The sequence below is a fragment of the Mesorhizobium sp. M0184 genome (assembly GCF_040322215.1).
Taxonomy (GTDB): Bacteria; Pseudomonadota; Alphaproteobacteria; order Rhizobiales; family Rhizobiaceae; genus Mesorhizobium.
In genome coordinates, this window is sequence record NZ_JAMYSZ010000020.1 from 44,339 (window position 1) to 63,554 (window position 19,216).

Sequence of the window (19,216 nt, forward strand, 5' to 3'; positions counted from 1 at the left end):
AACTACAAGGCTACACCGCGGCGTTCTGACGGCGCGAGTTCGTCGAGAAGCGTGCGAATGACACCGGCCATGCTGGCATTCATGTCTCTGCGCCACAGTGCGAAGGCAACGTTGGCCTCGACGAAGCCTTCGGGCGAGCCGCAGTCGAACGTCCGCCCGCGGTAGTGGTAGCCGTAGAAGGGCTGTTGCTTCTGCAGCTTCAGCATTGCATCGGTGAGCTGGATCTCGTTGCCGGCGCCTTTTTCCTGACCTTCGAGTATCTTGAATATCTCCGGCTGCAGGATATAGCGCCCGTTGATGTAGAGGTTCGACGGCGCCGTGCCGGTCTTCGGCTTTTCCACCATGCCGGTGATGCGGAAACCGTGATGCGCGTCCTCGCCGCGGCCGACAATGCCGTATTTGTGCGCCTCGGCCGGATCGCATTCCTGCACGGCGACGATGTTGTTGCCGGTCTCGGCGTAAAGCTCGACCATGTCCTTCATGCAGCTTTTTTCAGACTGCATGATCATGTCGGGCAACAGCAGCGCAAAGGGCTCGTCGCCGACGAGCTCGCGCGCGCACCAGACGGCGTGACCAAGGCCGAGCGGTACCTGCTGGCGGGTGAAGCTGGTCTGCCCCGGCGCCGGCTGCAGCCGCTGCAGGCGGGCGAGCTGGTCGTCCTTGCCGCGCTGCGCAAGCGTGTCGTAGAGCTCGAACTGGACATCGAAGTGATCCTCGATGACCGCCTTGTTGCGGCCGGTCACAAAGATGAAATGCTCGATCCCGGCTTCGCGCGCCTCATCGACCACATACTGGATGACCGGCCTGTCGACGACCGTCAGCATTTCCTTGGGAATGGCCTTGGTGGCGGGGAGAAAGCGCGTGCCGAGACCGGCAACCGGGAACACTGCCTTGCGAACTCTCTTCATGTGCCAATTATCCATTTGCATGCTTGTTCGGCAATCCCGATTCGAGACATTTTCATGCCGAAATCGAGGATTACTGAACGGCGGGTCAGAAATCTCAGCTGGTAAAGCATTGACGCATCTTTTCACCCCGGACGGCACCTATGGTAAACCAAATGCTAACCGGGTTCGGCGATGAATAGTCTTCCTGAGATGAAGAAGGAGGAAAAGATGTCCGTTCGCAACGCCGCAAGGCGCTTCACCAGCGTCCTGACGGCCGCCAGCCTCTCGTTTGTCTTGCTCATGCCCAGCGGGCCGGCTTTTGCCGATGCCGGCTTCCGCCAATGGGTCGCCAGCTTCCGTGCTACCGCCGTGGCGAGCGGCGTTTCCGGCTCCGTCTACGACCAGGCATTCAAGGGCATCAACGATGCTGACCCGGTGGTGCTGGAAAAGGCCCGTACTCAACCCGAATTCACCGCACCCGCCTGGGACTATTTCGACAACCGCGTCCATGACCAGTCGGTCGCCGTCGGCCAGCAGATGGCAAGGAAATGGAAGCCTTGGCTGGACAGGATCGAGGCAAGATACGGCGTCGACCGCTACATCCTGCTGGCCATCTGGTCTATGGAATCTAACTACGGCGAAACCCTCAAGCGCGATGATATCATGCGCAATGTGGTGCGCTCGCTGGCGACGCTTGGTTATGCCGACCCGAAGCGAGCGAAATTTGCCCGCACCCAACTGATCGCGGCGCTGAAGATCCTGCAGACCGGCGACATCGACGAAAGCCATCTCAGCGGCTCATGGGCCGGCGCGATGGGCCATACCCAGTTCATCCCCACCAGCTACCAGTCCTATGCGGTCGATATGGACGGCAACGGCAAGCGCGACATCTGGAATTCGATTCCCGACGCTCTGGCGACAGCCGCCAATTTGCTGAGGAAGAACGGCTGGCAGGCAGGCAAGACCTGGGGTTATGAGGTCAGCCTTCCGGACGGCAAGAAGCTGCCCGGAGGCTCGAAGTCGCTGTCGCAATGGCAGGCGCTGGGCGTCACCCGTGCCAACGGCAAGCCGTTCAAGAACGGTGCGGACAAGGCGACGTTGAAGCTGCCCGGCGGTCGCGGCGGGCCGGCTTTCCTGATGATCAAGAATTTCTCGGTCATCAAGCGTTACAACAATGCCGACAAATATGCGCTCGCCGTGGGCCTTCTTGCCGACGAAATCGCCGGCTATGGCGGGCTTGTGCAGGACTGGAAGCGACCATTTACCAAGCTCTCCTTCGAGGAAAGGCAGGAGCTTCAGAAGCGACTTTCCGAGCACGGCTATTACGACGGCAAGTTCGACGGCAAGATCGGTGACGGATCGAAAACCGCCATCATGGCCTTCCAGGCAAAGGCCGGCTTGACCCAGGACGGGTATCCGAGCAAGGAAGTGCTCAAATGGCTCAGGCAGAACTAGAGCCGGTTGCGGGATGGAGAGGGTGATTGGTTTCGGCTGCGCGCATCCGGTTAATCGTTCGTCGCGTGCCGATCCTGGTTCTGGCGATCGCCGTTCTGGCAGTCGGCGCCGCCAGTGCCTTTCATACCTCGGCCATGGCGCAGGAGCCGGAAAGTCGTGGCTGGTCGCTGCGCGACCTGTTGTTTCCGCGCAGAAGCGAGCGGTTTGAGCAGCCGCCGCCCGAATTCCAGAGAGAATTCCAGAGAACAAAGCCCAGGCCCAAGCTGAGAAAGCCCCGGTCAGTTCGCCGGCCGCCGCCGGCCGAGCCGACAACCCCGGTGGCCGAGAAGGCGCCGGATGCACGCGTCGTTCTGGTGGTCGGCGATTTCATGGCGTCTGGGCTGGCTGAGGGGCTCGACGCCGCCTTTGCCGAAAACACCGGCGTCAGGATCGTCGTCCGTGCCAACGGATCGTCCGGCTTCGTGCGTGACGATGTCTACAACTGGCCAGACCAGGTCAAGTCGCTGATCGCTGCCGAAAAACCGGCAGCCGTCGTCGTCATGCTCGGATCCAACGACCGGCAGCAGATGCGCGTCGGCGATGTACGCGAGCAGCCGCGATCCGAAAACTGGACCAAGGAATACGAGCGCCGGACCGATGCGTTCGGCAAGGCCATCGCCGCAACCAAGGTGCCGTATCTGTGGGTCGGCATGCCGGCCTTCCGGGTCTCGAAAATGACCTCCGACATGCTGGCCTTCAACGACATCTTCCGCTCGTCCGCCGAAAGCCACGGCGGCGAATTCGTCGACGTCTGGGACGGGTTCGTCGACGAGAACGGCGCCTTCATCACCAGCGGACCGGACATCAACGGCCAATCGGTGCGCCTGCGCTCCGACGACGGCATCAACATGTCGAAGGCCGGCAAGCGCAAGCTCGCCTTCTATACCAAAAAGCCGCTGATGAAGATCCTTGGGCTGGCCGCGCCGGGAAGCGTGGTGACGGCTTCTGCCCCGGCCGGCGCTCCCGTCGAGGCGCCGGCACCTGCTGCGGCACCGATAGCTGTCGATCGCACCGTGCCGATGCTGCTCAGCGATCCGGCGCTGGACGGCGGCTCGGAACTTCTCGGCGCCGCCCCGCCGGCAAAAGCTGACAAGAATTTGCCGGGCGAAAGGCTGATCGTCGAGGGCAAGGCGCCCGACGCCTCACCGGGCCGCGCCGATGACTTCTCCTGGCCGCCCAAGACACAACCTGCGACGGCGGCCGCATCCGATACGACGACGGCGATCCGCCAGTAAACAGAACGTCTTCGGAACGGGCTCAGCGCGGCAGCACGCTCGATCCCATCAGCGCCTCGTCGATGGCGCGCGCCGCCTGGCGGCCCTCGCGGATCGCCCAGACGACCAGCGACTGGCCGCGCCGCACGTCGCCCGCCGCATAGAGCCTTTCGACGTTGGTCCTGTAGTCCCGGTCATTGGCCTCGACATTCTTCGAACGGCGGCTGTCGGTGACGATCTTCATCTGCCCGTCGAGTTCCGAGATCGGCCCGCGAGCGGCTGGCCCGGCAAAGCCGATGGCGATGAACGCGAGATCGGCGCGGATGACGAATTCCGTGCCCGCGATCGGCTTGCGCTTTTCGTCGACCTCGCAGCATTTGACCCCGGTCAGCTGGCCGTCTTCGCCGATGAATTCAAGCGTCGCCACCTGGAATTCGCGCTCGGCGCCTTCGGCCTGCGACGATGACGTGCGCATCTTGGTCGCCCAGTAGGGCCAGACCGACAGCTTGTCCTCCTTTTCCGGCGGCTGCGGCCGGATGTCGAGCTGGGTGACGCGCACCGCGCCCTGGCGGAAGGCGGTGCCGACGCAGTCTGAGGCAGTGTCGCCGCCGCCGACGACGACGACATGCTGGCCGCCGGCGACGATCGGGCGCGACGGCCATGCGACCGACTGGATCGGCTCGCCGCCGATACGCTTGTTCTGCTGCACCAGATAGGGCATGGCGTCGTGCACGCCGTCGAGATCGTCGCCCGGGATGTTGGCCGGGCGCGGCGTTTCGGAACCGCCGCAATAGAGCACGGCATCATATTCGGCGAGCAGTTCGGCGACCGGCTTGTCGACGCCGACATTGACGCCGCAATGGAAGCTGACACCTTCGCCCTGCATCTGCTCGATGCGCCGGTCGATATAATGCTTCTCGATCTTGAAATCGGGGATGCCGTAGCGCATCAGCCCGCCCGGCCGGCTCTCGCGCTCATAGACGTGAACGTCATGGCCTGCGCGGCCGAGTTGCTGGGCAGCCGCCATGCCTGCCGGCCCCGAGCCGATGATCGCGACGCGCTTGCCGGTCTTCCGTTCCGGCGGATAGGGCCGGATATGGCCGGTTTCATAGGCTTTGTCGGCAATCGCCTGCTCGATCGTCTTGATGGCGACCGGAATATCCTCGAGGTTCAGCGTACAGGCTTCCTCGCAAGGTGCGGGGCAGATGCGGCCGGTAAATTCCGGAAAATTGTTGGTCGAATGCAGGTTGCGGATCGCGTTTTCCCAGTCGCCATTGTAGACGAGGTCGTTCCAGTCCGGGATCTGGTTGTGGATCGGGCAGCCGGTCGGTCCATGGCAATACGGAATGCCGCAATCCATGCACCGCGCGGCCTGTTTCTCGACCTCCTTGTCCGACATCGGGAGCGTGAACTCGCGGAAATGCCGGATGCGGTCGGAAGCCGGCTGGTACTTGTGCACCTGCCGGTCGATCTCGAGAAACCCTGTTACCTTGCCCATAGTCCAGTCCCTGCTGTCCGGAAGGCACGCCTGGCGACGCACCCGTTAACCTCATAAGGCAGCCGTGGCAACCTTCGGTCCGAGGTCAGGATTGTTGATGAAGATGGTTGCCAGGACGCACGGCCTCCCGGCAATTTCCAAATCTATTCCGCCGCCACGTTCATGCGCATCCGCTCCATCTCGATCAGCGCGCGGCGGTATTCGACCGGCATGATCTTCCGGAATTTCGGCCGGAAAGTCGCCCAGTCGTCGAGGATTTCGCGACCTCGTACCGAGCCGGTATAGTGGACGTGGTTGGAGATCAGCTGGTAGAGCCGCTCCTCGTCGTGGCTGGTCATATCGCCGGATACGTCGACACGGCCCTTATGGTCGAGATCGCCGCCATGGTGGAGCAGCTTTTCCATCAGGTCGTCCTCTTCCGGAACCGGCTCCAGCTCGACCATCGCCATGTTGCAGCGTTCGGCGAAATCACCCGCCTCGTCGAGCACATAGGCGACGCCGCCCGACATGCCGGCGGCGAAGTTGCGGCCGGTCTGGCCGATGACGACGACGATACCGCCAGTCATGTATTCGCAACCATGGTCGCCGACGCCTTCAACGACGGCGGCGACACCCGAATTGCGCACGGCAAAACGCTCGCCGGCAACGCCGCAGAAATAGGCCTCGCCCTCGGTTGCGCCGTAGAGCACGGTATTGCCGACAATAATGGACTCGGCAGCAACGATTTTCGTGTTCTCCGGCGGGCGGATGACAATGCGGCCACCCGACAGGCCCTTGCCGACATAGTCGTTGGCAGCGCCCACCAGTTCGAACGAGACACCGCGCGCCAGGAAGGCGCCAAAGGACTGGCCGGCCGTGCCGGTGAGCTTGACCGAGATCGTGTCCTCGCGCAGGCCCTTGTGCTTGAAGCGCTTTGCCACCTCGCCCGACAGCATGGCGCCGGTCGAACGGTCGACGTTGCGGATCGGCAGTTCGACACTGACCGGCTGCCTGGCTTCGAGCGCCGGCTTTGCGAGTTCGATCAGCTTGCGGTCGAGCACGTCGTCGATCGGATGCTTCTGCCGCTCGGTCCAGTGCACCGCCTCGTGCGGCGCATCGGGCTTGTAGAACATCTTGCTGAAGTCGAGCCCGCGTGCCTTCCAGTGCTGGATCAGCTCGCGCTTTTCCAGAAGGTCGGTGTCGCCGATGATCTGGTCGAGATGGGTGTAGCCCATCTCGGCAAGCAGCGCCCGCACCTCTTCCGCCACATAGAAGAAGAAGTTGATGACGTGCTCGGGCGTGCCCTTGAAGCGCTTGCGCAGCACCGGGTCCTGTGTCGCGACGCCGACGGGGCAGGTGTTGAGATGGCACTTGCGCATCATGATGCAGCCGGCCGCGATCAACGGCGCGGTCGAAAAGCCGAACTCGTCGGCGCCGAGCAGTGCGCCGATAATGACGTCACGCCCGGTGCGCAGGCCGCCATCGACCTGCAGCGCGACGCGCGACCTGAGGCCGTTGAGCACCAGCGTCTGGTGCGTCTCGGCAAGGCCCATCTCCCACGGGCTGCCGGCATGCTTGAGCGAGGTCAGCGGCGAAGCGCCGGTGCCGCCGTCATAGCCTGATATGGTGATGTGGTCGGCACGCGCCTTGGCGACGCCGGCCGCAACCGTGCCGACGCCGACTTCCGAGACCAGCTTGACCGATACGTCGGCCGCCGGATTGACGTTCTTCAGGTCGTAGATGAGCTGCGCCAGATCCTCGATCGAATAGATGTCGTGATGCGGCGGCGGCGAGATCAGGCCGACGCCCGGCGTCGAGTGCCTGACCTTTGCTATGGTCGCATCGACCTTGTGGCCCGGCAGCTGGCCGCCCTCGCCGGGCTTCGCCCCTTGCGCGACCTTGATCTGCATCATGTCGGAATTGACCAGATATTCCGCCGTGACGCCAAAGCGTCCCGAAGCGACCTGCTTGATTGCCGAGCGTTCGGGGTTCTTGCCGCCGCCCGGCAGTGGCAGATAGCGGTCGGCCTCTTCGCCGCCCTCGCCGGTGTTCGACTTGCCGCCGATGGCGTTCATGGCGCGCGCCAGTGTCGTGTGCGCTTCCCTTGAGATCGAGCCGAAGGACATCGCCCCGGTCGAGAAGCGCTTGACGATATCGGCCGCCGGCATCACCTCGTCGAGCTTGACCTTCTTACGCCCGGTCTCTTGCGCAAGCTTGATCTTGAACAGGCCGCGAATGGTCTGCGCCTGCGCCGTCTCGCTGTCGATCTGGGCGGAATAGTCCTTGAACGTCTCCCACGAGCCTTGGCGCACGGCGTGCTGCAAGGTCGCCACTGCGTCGGGCGACCAGATATGGGCCTCGCCGCGCATGCGGAACATGTATTCGCCGCCGACCTCGAGGCTGTTGCGCAGCACCGGGTCGTTGCCGAAGCCGTCGGTGTGGCGGCTGACCGTTTCGGCGGCGATCTCGTCCAGCCCGACGCCTTCGATCAGCGTCGCCGTGCCGGTGAAGTACTTCTGCACGAAGTCCGACTTGAGCCCGATGGCGTCGAATATCTGCGCGCCGCAATAGGACTGGTAGGTCGAGATGCCCATCTTGGACATGACCTTCAGGATGCCCTTGCCGATCGACTTGATGTAGCGGGAGACGACCTCGTAGGCATCGACCTCCGCCGGCAATTCGCCACGCTTGTGCATGTCGAGCAGCGTGTCGAAAGCGAGATAGGGATTGATCGCCTCGGCGCCGTAGCCGGCGAGACAGCAGAAATGATGCACCTCGCGCGGCTCGCCGGATTCCACGACGAGCCCAACCGACGTGCGCAATCCCTTGCGGATCAAATGATGGTGCACGGCCGCAGTCGCCAGCAGTGCCGGAATGGCGATGCGGTCCGGGCCGAGCTGACGGTCCGACAGGATGATGATGTTGTAGCCGCCGGCGACCGCCGCCTCGGCGCGCTCGCATAGCCGGTCGATGGCGCCCTGCTTGCCGGCCGCGCCTTCATTCGAACCGTAAGTGATGTCGATCGTCTTGGTGTCGAAACGGTCTTCGGTGTGGCCGACGGAGCGCAGCTTCTCCAGATCGCCATTGGTCAGGATCGGTTGGCGCACTTCGAGCCGCTTGCGGCGCGAATTGCCGACAAGATCGAAGATGTTGGGCCGCGGCCCGATGAAGGACACCAGGCTCATCACCAGCTCCTCGCGGATCGGGTCGATCGGCGGATTGGTGACCTGTGCGAAATTCTGCTTGAAATAGGTGTAGAGCAGCTTCGATCTGTCCGACATTGCCGAAATCGGCGTGTCGGTACCCATCGAGCCGACCGCTTCCTGGCCGGTGGTCGCCATCGGCGACATCAACAGCTTGGTGTCCTCCTGGGTGTAGCCAAACGCCTGCTGGCGGTCGAGCAGTGAGACATCCCTGCGCAGGGCGCGCGGCTCGACCGGGTTCAGATCCTCGAGGATGAGCTGTGTGTTGGCGAGCCAGCTCTTGTAGGGGTGCCTGGTCGCGATCTCCGACTTGATCTCCTCGTCGGAAACGATGCGGCCCTTGTCCAGGTCGATCAGCAGCATGCGGCCGGGCTGCAGCCGCCATTTCTTGACGATCCTTTCCTCCGGCACCGGCAGCACGCCGGCCTCCGAGGCCATGATGACGCGGTCGTCATCGGTGACGATGTAGCGCGCCGGCCGCAGCCCGTTGCGGTCGAGCGTGGCACCGATCTGGCGGCCGTCGGTGAAGGCAACCGCCGCTGGCCCGTCCCACGGCTCCATCAGGGCTGCGTGATACTCGTAGAAGGCCTTGCGGTCCTGACCCATCAGCTTGTTGCCGGCCCAGGCTTCCGGGATCAGCATCATCATGGCGTGGGCGAGCGAATAGCCGCCCTGCGTCAGGAATTCGAGCGCATTGTCGAAGCAGGCGGTGTCGGACTGCCCTTCATAGGAGATCGGCCACAGCTTCGAGATGTCGTTGCCGAACAGTTCGGAATCGACCGAGGCCTGCCGCGCCGCCATCCAGTTGACGTTGCCGCGCAGCGTATTGATCTCGCCATTGTGGGCGACCATGCGGTAGGGATGCGCCAGCTTCCACGACGGGAACGTGTTCGTCGAGAAGCGCTGGTGGACCAGGATCAGCGCCGTCTCGAAACGCGGGTCGGTGAGGTCCTTGTAGTAGGCGCCGACCTGATAGGCCAGGAACATGCCCTTGTAGACGATGGTCCGCGACGACATCGAGACGACATAGAAGCCGTTGTCGACGCCTTTGGTCTCTTCGTGGATACGGCCGGAAATGACCTTGCGCAGGATGTAGAGCCGCCGCTCGTAATCGTCGTCGTTCTCGATCTCGGCGCCGCGGCCCAGGAACACCTGCCGGTGCACCGGCTCGGAAGCGGCGATGTCGGGCGCCTTGGACAGCGATGAATTATCGACAGGCACGTCGCGAAAGCCGAGCAGCGGCTGGCCCTCGAGTTGCGCCACCTCGGCGATGATGCCTTCGATATGCGCCTGCAGCTCCGGGTCGCGCGGCATGAACACGTGGCCGACGGCATAGTGGCCGGGCTTCGGCAGTTCGACCCCTTGCTTGGCCATCTCCTCGCGGAAGAAGCGGTCCGGCAGCTGCACCAGCACGCCGGCGCCGTCGCCCATCAGCGGATCGGCGCCGACGGCGCCGCGATGCGTCAGGTTTTCGAGCACGGCAAGGCCGTCCTCGACGATCTGGTGCGACTTCACGCCCTTCATGTTGACGATGAAGCCGACGCCGCAGGCATCATGCTCGTTGCGCGGATCATAGAGGCCGTGCGCGGCATAGCCGGTGCTGGTTCGCCCAATATTGGTCAGGGACGGATTTTTGACGGCTGCCGCTTTCGTCTGCGCGGCCTTCGTCGCAGATGGCGTCATGTCCGTCATCGTCCTGTCCTCCGTTCCGTCCCCTTCGGGCGCTGGTTTCCGTCGGGAAGCGCGTGGCTCCCCTTTCAATCTTGCGGCACGTCTTGCGAAATTCTTGCCGACCGTGCGGCTTTCCGCATCGTTCGCATATGGTATTCGTACAGGCCGGAGCCAGGCTGTCTAGCTGTCGCTCGCGGCAATGCCGCAGAGGCGCAATCATATGCCAATGCGGCCAGTTTTGTGCGACAAAATAAGACAGCACTACTGTCCTAAATTTTTATGACAGAAATTTTGGATGCACACAAGACCGATTCACAAAATTCTTGAGGCTTTCGCGACAGAAAATTGCGCGGAACGCCGTGTCAGCGTAGCCTTCAGTCGCTGCATCTACGCTCATGCGTTTCGCTGGCTTTAGCGGATTTTCGGCATCTGCCACTTGCGGCCGGCATGCGAAAGCGGCCAAGCTCGCATCGATTTCCCCAGCATAGGCAGACGCATGATTTTCGCTTCCGACAATTGGGCAGGCGCCCATCCCCGTATCGCTGCCGGCCTGTCGGGCCATGCCGACGGCTTCTCCACCGCCTATGGCGACGGTGCCCTCGACAAGGCCGTTTACCAGCGCTTCAATGAAATCTTCGAATGCGAGGTCGCGGTGTTTTTCGTCGCCACCGGCACCGCTGCCAATTCGCTGTCGCTGACTACCTATAACAAGCCAGGCGGCATTTCCTTCTGCCATCGCGAATCGCACGTCATCGAGGACGAATGCGGTGCACCGGAATATTTCACCGGCGGTTCGCGGCTTTATACAGTCGAAGGCGCACTCGGCAGGATCGATGCCGGCAATCTGGAACGGGCGGTGGACCGTTTCGCACCCGAAAACGTCCATTCCGGGCGGCCGGTTGCCGTTTCGATCACCCAGTCGACCGAAGTCGGCACCGTCTACACGCTGAACGAAATCGCCAGGATTTCGGCGATCGCAAAGCAGCACGGATTGCCGCTGCACATGGATGGGGCCCGCTTTGCCAATGCGCTCGTCGCGCTGGAAACGACGCCGGCCGAAATGACCTGGAAGCACGGTGTCGACATCCTCTCCTTTGGCGGCACCAAGAATGGCTGTTGGTGCGCCGAGGCGATCGTGCTGTTCGACCTCGAGCGAGCCAAGGAATTGGCCTTTTTGCGCAAGCGCGCGGCCCAGCTGTTCTCGAAATCGCGCTTCATCGCCGCGCAATTCGATGCTTATTTCAGGGGTGGGCTATGGCTCGACACAGCACGGCACGCCAATGCGATGGCGGCACGGCTTGCCGCGGCGATAGAAGATTCCCCTTCGGCCCGGCTGGCCTGGCTGCCGCAGGCGAACGAGGTCTTCGCAGTCATGAAAAAGGCCGAGGCCGAAAGAATGCAAGCGGCAGGGGCGGCCTTCCACGACTGGCACAGGCCGCTCGGCTACGACGGCTACATTGGCGAAGACGAAGCGCTCTATCGCTTTGTCACCAGCTTCGCGACCACGCCCGACGAGGTCGACCGTTTCGGCTACCTGCTCGCCGGATAGCAAGCCTTGCCCACCAGCAAAAGAGCGGCGCATTGCTGCACCGCCCTTTCTTCCCGGGGAGTTGGCGTCCCGGAGTTTAGCTGCCTGGCTTAGGCGGCAGTCTTGGCCTCGATCTGCTTGGCCTTGGCCGGAGCCGAGGTGATCGCGATCTTGCGCGGCTTCAGCTCTTCGGGGATGTTGCGCTTGAGGTCGACGAAGAGCAGGCCGTTCTTCAGCGCGGCGCCGACAACCTCGACGTGATCGGCAAGCTGGAAGCGGCGCTCGAAGGCTCGACTGGCGATACCGCGATAGAGCAGTTCGGAGCCTTCGCCATTGCCTTCCTCCTTGCGCTCACCCTTGACGGTCAGCACATTGCGGTGAGCTTCGATCGAAATCTCATCTTCCGAGAAGCCGGCCACAGCCATCGAGATGCGATAGGCATCCTCGCCCGTGCGCTCGATGTTGTAAGGCGGATACGTCTGGCCTTCCGGCTGCGCAAGCGAATCGAGCATGGTGAACAACCGGTCAAAACCGACGGTCGAACGGTAGAGCGGGGAAAAATCAACGTGACGCATGGTGTGTTCTCCTGTTGAGCAACAAGGTTGCGTATGGCCGGTGCGAAACCCGTGACGGCGTTCCGGATTGGCCAGCGGCCCCGACATTGGCGACCGCATGACAAATTTGGGAAGCCGGCGACGGCATTTCAAGATTTTCCCGCGTCCGAACGGGACCGGTCCCGGCCCACGTCCCGATGCCGATGAACGGCAGATGAACCGTGGCTTCGGCGAGCGTTCAGCCAGGCGGCACTAAAACTGTTCTCGAGATCACGAACAGGTCGCCGGAAAAGGCGACACGACGAGGCCGAACCGGGTGTAACGTCCCTTCCTCCCGGGTCGACAGAGGCCGGAAGTACGCCCAAGGCTGCTTCCGGCCTTATTTCTTCGCTGCCTCGGTCGACCTCCGGCGTCCCGAATTCCTTTGCTTTTGGCGCATGGGCGTCTATGCCTAACTTGCGCCCATGCCGGCACCGATCCCAAACCAAACACCGTATGACCGATCTCTTCCACCAGACGCCGCCTTTCCATGAGACTCCAGGCAATCCGCTGCCGGAAAACGCAGCCGGCGGCTTCTTCACCACGCGCGACGGCAAGAAGATCCGCTATGGTCTGTTTGCCGCGGTTAGCCGTCCGATGAAGGGCACCGTGGTCGTCCTGACCGGCCGCAACGAATGCATCGAGAAGTATTTCGAGACCATTCGCAACCTTGCCGACCGGGGTTTTGGCGTGGCAACCCTCGACTGGCGCGGCCAGGGCGCTTCCGACCGGATGATCGGCGACCGACAGCGCGGCTACGTCCAGAGCTTCTTCGACTATACCGGCGATCTGGAGCAGTTCTTCGAAGAGATCGTGCTGCCCGATTGCCGAGGACCCTACTACATACTGGCCCATTCGGCCGGCGCGGTGATCGCGCTGCTCGCCGCGCCCTCAATGGCGAACCGCGTGCGCCGCATGGTGCTGATCGCACCATTCTTCACCGTGCCCGACCTGCCGGTTTCGATAAAAACCGTTCGCCGCACCTGTTCGCTGTTCTGCCTTCTCGGCCTTGGCCGACTCTATGCCGCATGGGGGCCGCGGCCCAAGGAATCGGTGCCCTTCGCCATAAACAAGCTGACCAGCGACCCGGAACGCTATCGGCGCAACACGCTGATCTACGAAACCTATCCGCAGCTGGCGCTCGGCGGACCAACGATCCGCTGGCTGAAGGCGGCCACCGAGGCATCCTTGATCGTCAGCGACCCCGATTTCATGGCCAAGATCCACGTGCCCTTGCTGATGATCGCCGCCGGCGCCGACCAGGTCGTCTCGACCAGGGCAGTCGAAGCCTATGCGAGACGTCTGCGCGTCGGCTCGCTAGTGATGATCGACGGCGCCCGCCATGAGATCCTCCAGGAAGCCGACCTCTATCGCGAGCAGTTGTTTGCGGCATTCGATGCCTTCATCCCCGGAACCGGCGACGTCTGAGCCACATACCTTGTCCGGCTTCAGTTCGTGCGGGCAAAATCCATGATCCAGTTGGTCTCCCATGTCTTGCCGCCGTCCGGCGAAAAAGCCTGCTCCCAGCGTGCCGATCTGTCCGTGATCCGCGACCACAGGAAGCGAACCTGGATCGGCTGGCCGTCGAAGACGTCTTCACACAGGAACGTGCCGACGTCCGCCACGAAAGTGCCGCGCATCGGAACATCGATGGTCGACGGATTGCGGCCGTCGATCCACCAGATCGACCATTGCCTCGCCGCCGGGTCGAAGGTCCGCAGGGTGGCGGCGCGATAGGGCCCGTCGGGCAATTCAATCCAATTGTCGTCGATATTGCCGAGGCCGCCAAGGATCGGCCGCACGTCACACGTGCCGCCAAACACATCCCAGTTGCCGTCGCCCTGCAGCCGCTTCTGCAATCTTCGATGGCCGACGGTCCAGCGCCCGAAGAAGAAATCGAAATCGGCCCGCCCGTCCGCCGGAGCATCGGAATGGCTGGCTGCTGGCTGCGTCGGCATCTATGATCCTCCCGGCTGACAGCGTTCCATAGCGCATGCCAACTGACATCATCCTGTCAGGAGGTATGGCAACGATCTCGCCTGGGCAGTATGCCCAATCTCAGCCGCGCAGCGCCGCCATTGCTGCTGCGTGCAGCTCCGGTGTCGCCGCCGCCAGGATGTCGCCGCCCTCTTCCGCCGGCCCGCCTTCGAAAGTGGTGACAACGCCGCCCGCCTTCTCGATGATCGGGATCAGCGCGACGATGTCGTAGGGCTTCAATCCGGGATCGGCGACGATATCGACGCTGCCCGCCGCCACCATGGCGAAAGCATAGCAGTCGGTGCCGTAGCGGGCGAGTTGGACCTGTTGCTCGAACAGGTCGTAGCGCAGGCGCGCGTCTCCCTTGAACAGCGCCGGCGTGGTGGTGAACAGCGTCGCCTCGGCGAGATTCGTCGTCTTGCGCGTCGCGAGTCTTCGCGGGCCACCGGGACCTTCATAATGCGAGCCGGAGGCATTGGCGTAGAACAGCTCGCCGGTGAAGGGCTGCGACATCATGCCGGCGACCGCATTGCCGTCGACCGTCAGTCCGACCAGCGTGCCCCATACCGGCAGGCCGGAAATGAAGGCGCGCGTGCCGTCGATCGGATCGATCACCCAGACATGCCGGCTGGAGATGTTTTCGCCGCCATGTTCCTCGCCGAGAATGCCGTGATCGGGGTACTGCGCTGATATCAGCGCCCGGATGGCGCGCTCGGCCTCGCGGTCGGCCTCGGTGACCGGGTCGAAGCTGCCGCGCTCCTTGTTGGTGACCGCGCCCTGGTTGCGGAAGCGCGGCAAGGTCTCGGCTGCGGCGGCACGCGCAATGCGCCGCATGAACTCGATGCTGATGTCCAACTGATTCTCCCGCTCCAGCATGTTTGGAGATACCCGTTTGCCTACGGATTTATGCCGAAACAAAGGCGTTCGGAGCCTTTCGCATGGCGCCAACTGTTGCTCGAATGCAACGCCGCCGTCATGGAAATGCAATTTCCACTTCACAGTGAATTAAAAAAGCCGGAACGCGCCTTGACATTTGTGCAGCGCACAATACGTTTGTTCTCGGACAGGGGTTCCTGTCCATGCCCTCCTTGGGCGTTTCCTCCCTAGACTTCGACCGTGTCGTGCAAACGATGCGGTCTTTTTTTACGCTGCCGCATGAGCGGCGGGTACCGCGATTCCGCGGCTATTCGGCGGCCAGCGGCAGATCCATGAAATTGTGATCGGGCATCGCCATCAGTTCGGCCGAAAACCGCGCCAGATCGTCGGCCAGTGCGTCGAAACCAGCCGATCTCTGGAACGTCCGCTCATTCATGTAGAGCCCGCGATTGACCTCGATCTGCAGCGCATGCAGATGGCGCACGGGGCGGCCATAGTGCTCGGTAATGAAGCCTCCGGCATAGGGCTTGTTGTGGGCGACGCTGTAGCCCATGCCGGTGAGCAGGCCGATCGCCGTCTCGGTCAACGCCGCCGCGGCCGAGATGCCGAAACGGTCGCCGACGATGAAATCCGGCCGCAATCCGCTGTCGCCGACCCTTATGCTTGCCGGCATCGAGTGGCAGTCAATCAGCACGGCGTAGCCGAAGCGCGCATGGGTTCTGGTCAAAAGCCGTTTCAGCGTCTCGTGATAGGGCTTGTAGACCGCTTCGATGCGCGCCACGGCTTCCGCCAGCGGCAAGCGGCCGGAATAGATGTCGAGCCCCTCGCCGACCACCTTGGGCACGGTGCCGAGCCCGCCGGCCACCCGCGCCGAGCGGATGTTGCAGAATGACGGCACCGGTTCGGCGAACATGCGCGGGTCGAGTTCCCACGGCTCCCGATTGACGTCGAGATAGGCGCGCGGGAAGTTTGCCGCCAGCATCGGCGCTCCGAGCGCGACGGCGCCGCCGAACAATTCCTCGACATAGCAGTCCTCTGAGCGGCGGATGGCGTTGCGGTCCAGCTTGGCCATAGCCATGAACCGGTCCGGATAGTAGCGGCCGCTATGCGGCGAGTTGAAGAGGAAGGGAACGCGCTGTTCGGCGCCCGATCGGATTTCGAAGGGTGGAACGACCGAAAAATCCTCGGCTGCCGTTTTCAATTTGAACGAACCCGGAAATACCAATGCATCATGATAGGAAAGTGCCACCTCGCCGCCCGCATGTCCAGCCGCCGAAGCGCAAGCCAAAACAGGATTGTGCGCCCAACGTTCACTTGATGTTTACCGTCGCCTCCTCATATACAGCATGGTTAACGGGCTTGCCGCACGGCATTGTCGGTTGGGTGATTCGGACGGGATAAGATGGCACGCATTCTGCTGGCGGAAGACGACGACGACATGCGCCGGTTCCTCGTCAAGGCGCTGGAGCGCGCCGGTTATCAGGTCAGCGATTTCGACAATGGCGCCAGTGCCTATGAGCGGCTGCGCGAGGAACCTTTTTCGCTACTTTTGACCGACATCGTCATGCCCGAGATGGATGGCATCGAGCTCGCCCGTCGCGCCACGGAGATCGATCCCGACCTCAAGGTGATGTTCATCACCGGCTTCGCCGCCGTCGCGCTGAACCCTGATTCCAAGGCGCCGAAAGACGCCAAGGTGCTATCGAAGCCGTTCCACCTGCGCGACCTCGTCAACGAAGTCGAAAAGATGCTGCAGGCCGCCTGACGCGTTTTTTCTCACGTCTTGACCGACCCGGCAAGCCAGCCATTCTTTCGCTTTTCCCGCTATTGACGTGCCGAACCAAAAATGGTGTATGCGCGGCTTCGGATGGGCGTGTAGCTCAGCGGGAGAGCACTGCATTGACATTGCAGGGGTCACAGGTTCAATCCCTGTCACGCCCACCATCCAGATAGTCCCTCAATTGGCGTCGGTATTTTTCGTCGACTGACGTTCCCGGCCAATTCCAGCCTCAGGCCGCACCGAGGCGCAGATCGCCGGTCTCGACGTGCTCCAGAAACCAGGCATAGGTCTGTTCCAATCCGCTGCGCAGCGAGTAGCGCGGGCGCCAGCCGGTGGCGAACAGACGCGACACGTCCATCAGCTTGCGCGGCGTGCCGTCCGGCTTCGTCGCATCGAACGTTATCGCAGCATCGGCGCCAGCGACCGACACGATGGTGCGGGCAAGATCGGCAATGGTGATGTCTTCTCCCGAGCCGACATTGATGTGGCTGTCGCCCGAATAATTCTTCAGCAACCAGACCAGCGCGTCGGCGGCGTCGTCGACATGCAGGAATTCACGCATCGGCGTGCCTGATCCCCACACCTCCAGGCTCTTGCGGCTGGCGCGCCTGGCCTCGTGCGCCTTGCGCATCAGAGCGGGCACGACATGGCTGGAATTGAGGTCGAAATTGTCGCCCGGACCGTAGAGATTGGTCGGCATCGCCGAGATGTAGTCGACGCCGTACTGGCGCCGATAGGCCTGGCACAGTTTCAGCCCGGCGATCTTGGCGATCGCATACCATTCGTTGGTGGGCTCGAGCGGCCCGGTCAGCAAGGCGTCCTCGGAGATCGGCTGCGCCGCGAATTTGGGATAGATGCAGGATGAACCGAGAAACAGCAGCTTCTGCACCTCGTTGCGGAAGGCGCTGTCGATGACATTGTTTTGCATGACGAGATTGTCCTGCAGAAAATCGACCGGAAGCCTGTTGTTGGCCAGGATACCGCCGACCTTGGCCGCCGCCATCACCACTGCATCCGGCTTGCGGTCGGCCATCCAGCGCCGCACGCCGGCCTGGTCGAGAAGATCGAGCTCGGCGCGCGAGGCGGTCAGGACTTCGCAATCCTCGTCGGCCAATCTGCGCAGGATGGCGGAGCCGACCATGCCGCGATGTCCGGCCACGAAAACGCGCTTGCCCTGAAGGTCGAAGGTCATCAGCTTACCCCATTGCAGAACGGCAGCTATGCCAGTTGGCCGGCGGAGCGCCGGATCGGCTTCTCTGTTGCCGGACGCATACCGCATACAGATTTGCCCAGACAAGGCAAATCGCAAAGCCACCCGAAGCAACCTTTGGATCGGACGCTGTGGCGCTCGCGATCAGACGCCCGCTACCGCGCATAGGCTTGTCATTCTGGCAATGGCAAGCTCTGGGTCGGCCAGCAACCCTGCCTGGTCGGCAAGGCGAAAGACATCGGAATAGTGACGGATGCCGCGCGCCGATTGCATGCCGCCGACCATCGAAAAATGCTCCTGGTGGCCGTTCAGCCATGCCATGAAGACGATGCCGGCCTTGTAGTATTCGGTCGGCGCCTCGAAGATCTTGCGCGACAGCGGCACTGTCGGGGCCATCAGCGCGTCGTAGCCCGCGCGGTCGCCGTCGGCCAGCTTTGCCAGCGCCGCATTGGCGACCGGCGCGATGGCATCGAAAATGCCGAGCAGCGCGTGCGAATGTCTGTCGCCGTCGCCGGCGATCATCTCGGGGTAATTGAAATCATCGCCTGTGAACATCAGCACTCCCTCTGGCAGCCGATCCCTGAGCGCAATCTCCTTGCCGGCATCGAGCAGCGATATCTTTATGCCTTCGACTTTGCCGGCATGGCGTTCGATGATCGCGACCACCGTCTCCAGCGCAGTTTCGAAGTCGCTGCTGCCCCAGTAGCCTTTCAGCGCCGGGTCGAACATGTCGCCCAGCCAGTGCAGGATGACCTTGCCGGAGGCCTGGGACAGGATGCGGTCGTAGACGCCGATATAGTCGTCGGGGCCTTTGGCGACCGCCGCCAGCGCCCGGCTGGCCATCATGATCGCCTTGCCGCCAAGCCCTTCGATGAAGCCGAGCTGTTCTTCGTAGGCCGCGATGACATCGTCTAGCCTGCTGGCGCCCCCCGGCGCCAGATGGTCGGTGCCGGCGCCCGACGCAAGATCGGCGCCTTCGACGCTGCGCGCCTCGGCGATCGAGCGGCGGATCAATTCCTTGGCATTCGCCCAGTCGAAACCCATGCCGCGCTGAGAGGTGTCCATCGCTTCGGCGACACGGAAGCCAAGCCGCCAGAGGTGACGGCGAAACGCCATCGTCTTGTCCCAGTCGACCGCGGGCCTCGACCACGGATCGGTCATGGCGAGGGGATCGGCAACGACATGGGCGGCGGCGTAGGCGATGCGCGAGAAGCGAGCGCCGGCCACAGGCTGCACCGGCTGGCCGACAAGCCGGTAGCGGACACGGCCGGCGCCTTCCCCGGGCAAGGTGATGTCCATCGCTCTC

At 62.8% G+C, this 19,216-nt stretch carries 14 protein-coding genes and 1 tRNA gene; 6 read left to right on the forward strand and 9 right to left on the reverse strand.

Features of this window, described 5'->3' with window-relative positions:
* Nucleotides 1-2: 2 nt before the first annotated feature.
* A complete protein-coding gene (galU, locus tag NKJ23_RS22475; protein WP_352665519.1) occupies nt 3-908 on the reverse strand; it encodes a UTP--glucose-1-phosphate uridylyltransferase GalU in 906 nt (301 codons plus the stop codon).
* Between the two features lie 207 nt (nt 909-1,115).
* On the opposite strand from galU, the gene NKJ23_RS22480 reads away from it, so the two are divergent.
* Complete coding sequence (locus NKJ23_RS22480) at nt 1,116-2,342, forward strand: lytic murein transglycosylase (protein WP_352682478.1); 1,227 nt, start codon at nt 1,116-1,118, stop codon at nt 2,340-2,342.
* Between the two features lie 26 nt (nt 2,343-2,368).
* Complete coding sequence (locus tag NKJ23_RS22485) at nt 2,369-3,616, forward strand: SGNH/GDSL hydrolase family protein (RefSeq protein WP_352682480.1); 1,248 nt, start codon at nt 2,369-2,371, stop codon at nt 3,614-3,616.
* Nucleotides 3,617-3,638: 22 nt separating this feature from the next.
* On the opposite strand, the gene NKJ23_RS22490 is transcribed toward NKJ23_RS22485, so the two are convergent.
* Together NKJ23_RS22490 and gltB are read right to left on the reverse strand one after the other, a co-directional pair.
* Nucleotides 3,639-5,093 (reverse strand): glutamate synthase subunit beta, encoded by a 1,455-nt coding sequence (locus tag NKJ23_RS22490; RefSeq protein ID WP_352682482.1) that lies wholly within the window; start codon nt 5,091-5,093, stop codon nt 3,639-3,641.
* A 143-nt stretch (nt 5,094-5,236) separates the two neighbouring features.
* The gene (gene gltB / locus NKJ23_RS22495) at nt 5,237-9,967 is read right to left on the reverse strand and encodes a glutamate synthase large subunit (protein WP_352682484.1); all 4,731 of its coding nucleotides are present in this window, start codon (nt 9,965-9,967) and stop codon (nt 5,237-5,239) included.
* 475 nt (nt 9,968-10,442) lie between these two features.
* Here gltB and NKJ23_RS22500 point away from each other — a divergent pair, with 475 nt between their 5' ends.
* Nucleotides 10,443-11,495 (forward strand): threonine aldolase family protein, encoded by a 1,053-nt coding sequence (locus NKJ23_RS22500; protein WP_352682485.1) that lies wholly within the window; start codon nt 10,443-10,445, stop codon nt 11,493-11,495.
* Between the two features lie 89 nt (nt 11,496-11,584).
* On the opposite strand, the gene NKJ23_RS22505 is transcribed toward NKJ23_RS22500, so the two are convergent.
* Nucleotides 11,585-12,049, reverse strand: coding sequence for an Hsp20 family protein (locus NKJ23_RS22505; protein WP_023675381.1), 465 nt, complete (start codon nt 12,047-12,049; stop codon nt 11,585-11,587).
* A gap of 474 nt (nt 12,050-12,523) precedes the next feature.
* On the opposite strand from NKJ23_RS22505, the gene NKJ23_RS22510 reads away from it, so the two are divergent.
* Nucleotides 12,524-13,495 carry an alpha/beta fold hydrolase gene (locus NKJ23_RS22510; RefSeq protein WP_352682487.1) on the forward strand — a complete coding sequence of 324 codons (972 nt, stop codon included), beginning with the start codon at nt 12,524-12,526 and terminating at the stop codon, nt 13,493-13,495.
* Between the two features lie 20 nt (nt 13,496-13,515).
* Here NKJ23_RS22510 and NKJ23_RS22515 read toward each other — a convergent pair whose 3' ends face one another.
* From NKJ23_RS22515 to NKJ23_RS22525, 3 genes are all read right to left on the reverse strand, one after another.
* Nucleotides 13,516-14,025 (reverse strand): DUF1579 domain-containing protein, encoded by a 510-nt coding sequence (locus NKJ23_RS22515; protein ID WP_352682489.1) that lies wholly within the window; start codon nt 14,023-14,025, stop codon nt 13,516-13,518.
* Between the two features lie 100 nt (nt 14,026-14,125).
* On the reverse strand, nt 14,126-14,899 hold the full coding sequence (hisN, locus tag NKJ23_RS22520; RefSeq protein ID WP_352682491.1) for a histidinol-phosphatase: 774 nt from the start codon (nt 14,897-14,899) through the stop codon (nt 14,126-14,128).
* 328 nt (nt 14,900-15,227) lie between these two features.
* The gene (locus tag NKJ23_RS22525) at nt 15,228-16,169 is read right to left on the reverse strand and encodes an N-formylglutamate amidohydrolase (RefSeq protein ID WP_352682493.1); all 942 of its coding nucleotides are present in this window, start codon (nt 16,167-16,169) and stop codon (nt 15,228-15,230) included.
* A 153-nt stretch (nt 16,170-16,322) separates the two neighbouring features.
* Between NKJ23_RS22525 and cpdR the strand changes: the two genes are divergently transcribed.
* Both cpdR and NKJ23_RS22535 read left to right on the forward strand, forming a co-directional pair.
* Nucleotides 16,323-16,685 carry a cell cycle two-component system response regulator CpdR gene (cpdR, locus tag NKJ23_RS22530; RefSeq protein ID WP_006199474.1) on the forward strand — a complete coding sequence of 121 codons (363 nt, stop codon included), beginning with the start codon at nt 16,323-16,325 and terminating at the stop codon, nt 16,683-16,685.
* Between the two features lie 104 nt (nt 16,686-16,789).
* A tRNA-Val gene (locus NKJ23_RS22535) sits at nt 16,790-16,864 on the forward strand.
* Nucleotides 16,865-16,929: 65 nt separating this feature from the next.
* On the opposite strand, the gene fcl is transcribed toward NKJ23_RS22535, so the two are convergent.
* Complete coding sequence (gene fcl, locus NKJ23_RS22540) at nt 16,930-17,892, reverse strand: GDP-L-fucose synthase (RefSeq protein WP_352682495.1); 963 nt, start codon at nt 17,890-17,892, stop codon at nt 16,930-16,932.
* A 162-nt stretch (nt 17,893-18,054) separates the two neighbouring features.
* Entirely contained in the window at nt 18,055-19,209 is a 1,155-nt protein-coding gene (locus tag NKJ23_RS22545) for a dihydrodipicolinate synthase family protein (protein WP_352682497.1), read from the reverse strand.
* Nucleotides 19,210-19,216: the final 7 nt, after the last annotated feature.

What these genes read in the sequence shown, in the direction of transcription:
- NKJ23_RS22500 (WP_352682485.1), top strand. Translation starts at nt 10,443, where the DNA reads ATGATTTTCGCTTCCGACAATTGGGCAGGCGCCCATCCCCGTATCGCT.
- NKJ23_RS22515 (WP_352682489.1), bottom strand. Translation starts at nt 14,025, where the DNA reads ATGCCGACGCAGCCAGCAGCCAGCCATTCCGATGCTCCGGCGGACGGG.
- NKJ23_RS22510 (WP_352682487.1), top strand. Translation starts at nt 12,524, where the DNA reads ATGACCGATCTCTTCCACCAGACGCCGCCTTTCCATGAGACTCCAGGC.
- cpdR (WP_006199474.1), top strand. Translation starts at nt 16,323, where the DNA reads ATGGCACGCATTCTGCTGGCGGAAGACGACGACGACATGCGCCGGTTC.
- NKJ23_RS22545 (WP_352682497.1), bottom strand. Translation starts at nt 19,209, where the DNA reads ATGGACATCACCTTGCCCGGGGAAGGCGCCGGCCGTGTCCGCTACCGG.
- NKJ23_RS22490 (WP_352682482.1), bottom strand. Translation starts at nt 5,093, where the DNA reads ATGGGCAAGGTAACAGGGTTTCTCGAGATCGACCGGCAGGTGCACAAG.
- NKJ23_RS22505 (WP_023675381.1), bottom strand. Translation starts at nt 12,049, where the DNA reads ATGCGTCACGTTGATTTTTCCCCGCTCTACCGTTCGACCGTCGGTTTT.
- gltB (WP_352682484.1), bottom strand. Translation starts at nt 9,967, where the DNA reads ATGACGGACATGACGCCATCTGCGACGAAGGCCGCGCAGACGAAAGCG.
- galU (WP_352665519.1), bottom strand. Translation starts at nt 908, where the DNA reads ATGAAGAGAGTTCGCAAGGCAGTGTTCCCGGTTGCCGGTCTCGGCACG.
- fcl (WP_352682495.1), bottom strand. Translation starts at nt 17,892, where the DNA reads ATGACCTTCGACCTTCAGGGCAAGCGCGTTTTCGTGGCCGGACATCGC.
- NKJ23_RS22480 (WP_352682478.1), top strand. Translation starts at nt 1,116, where the DNA reads ATGTCCGTTCGCAACGCCGCAAGGCGCTTCACCAGCGTCCTGACGGCC.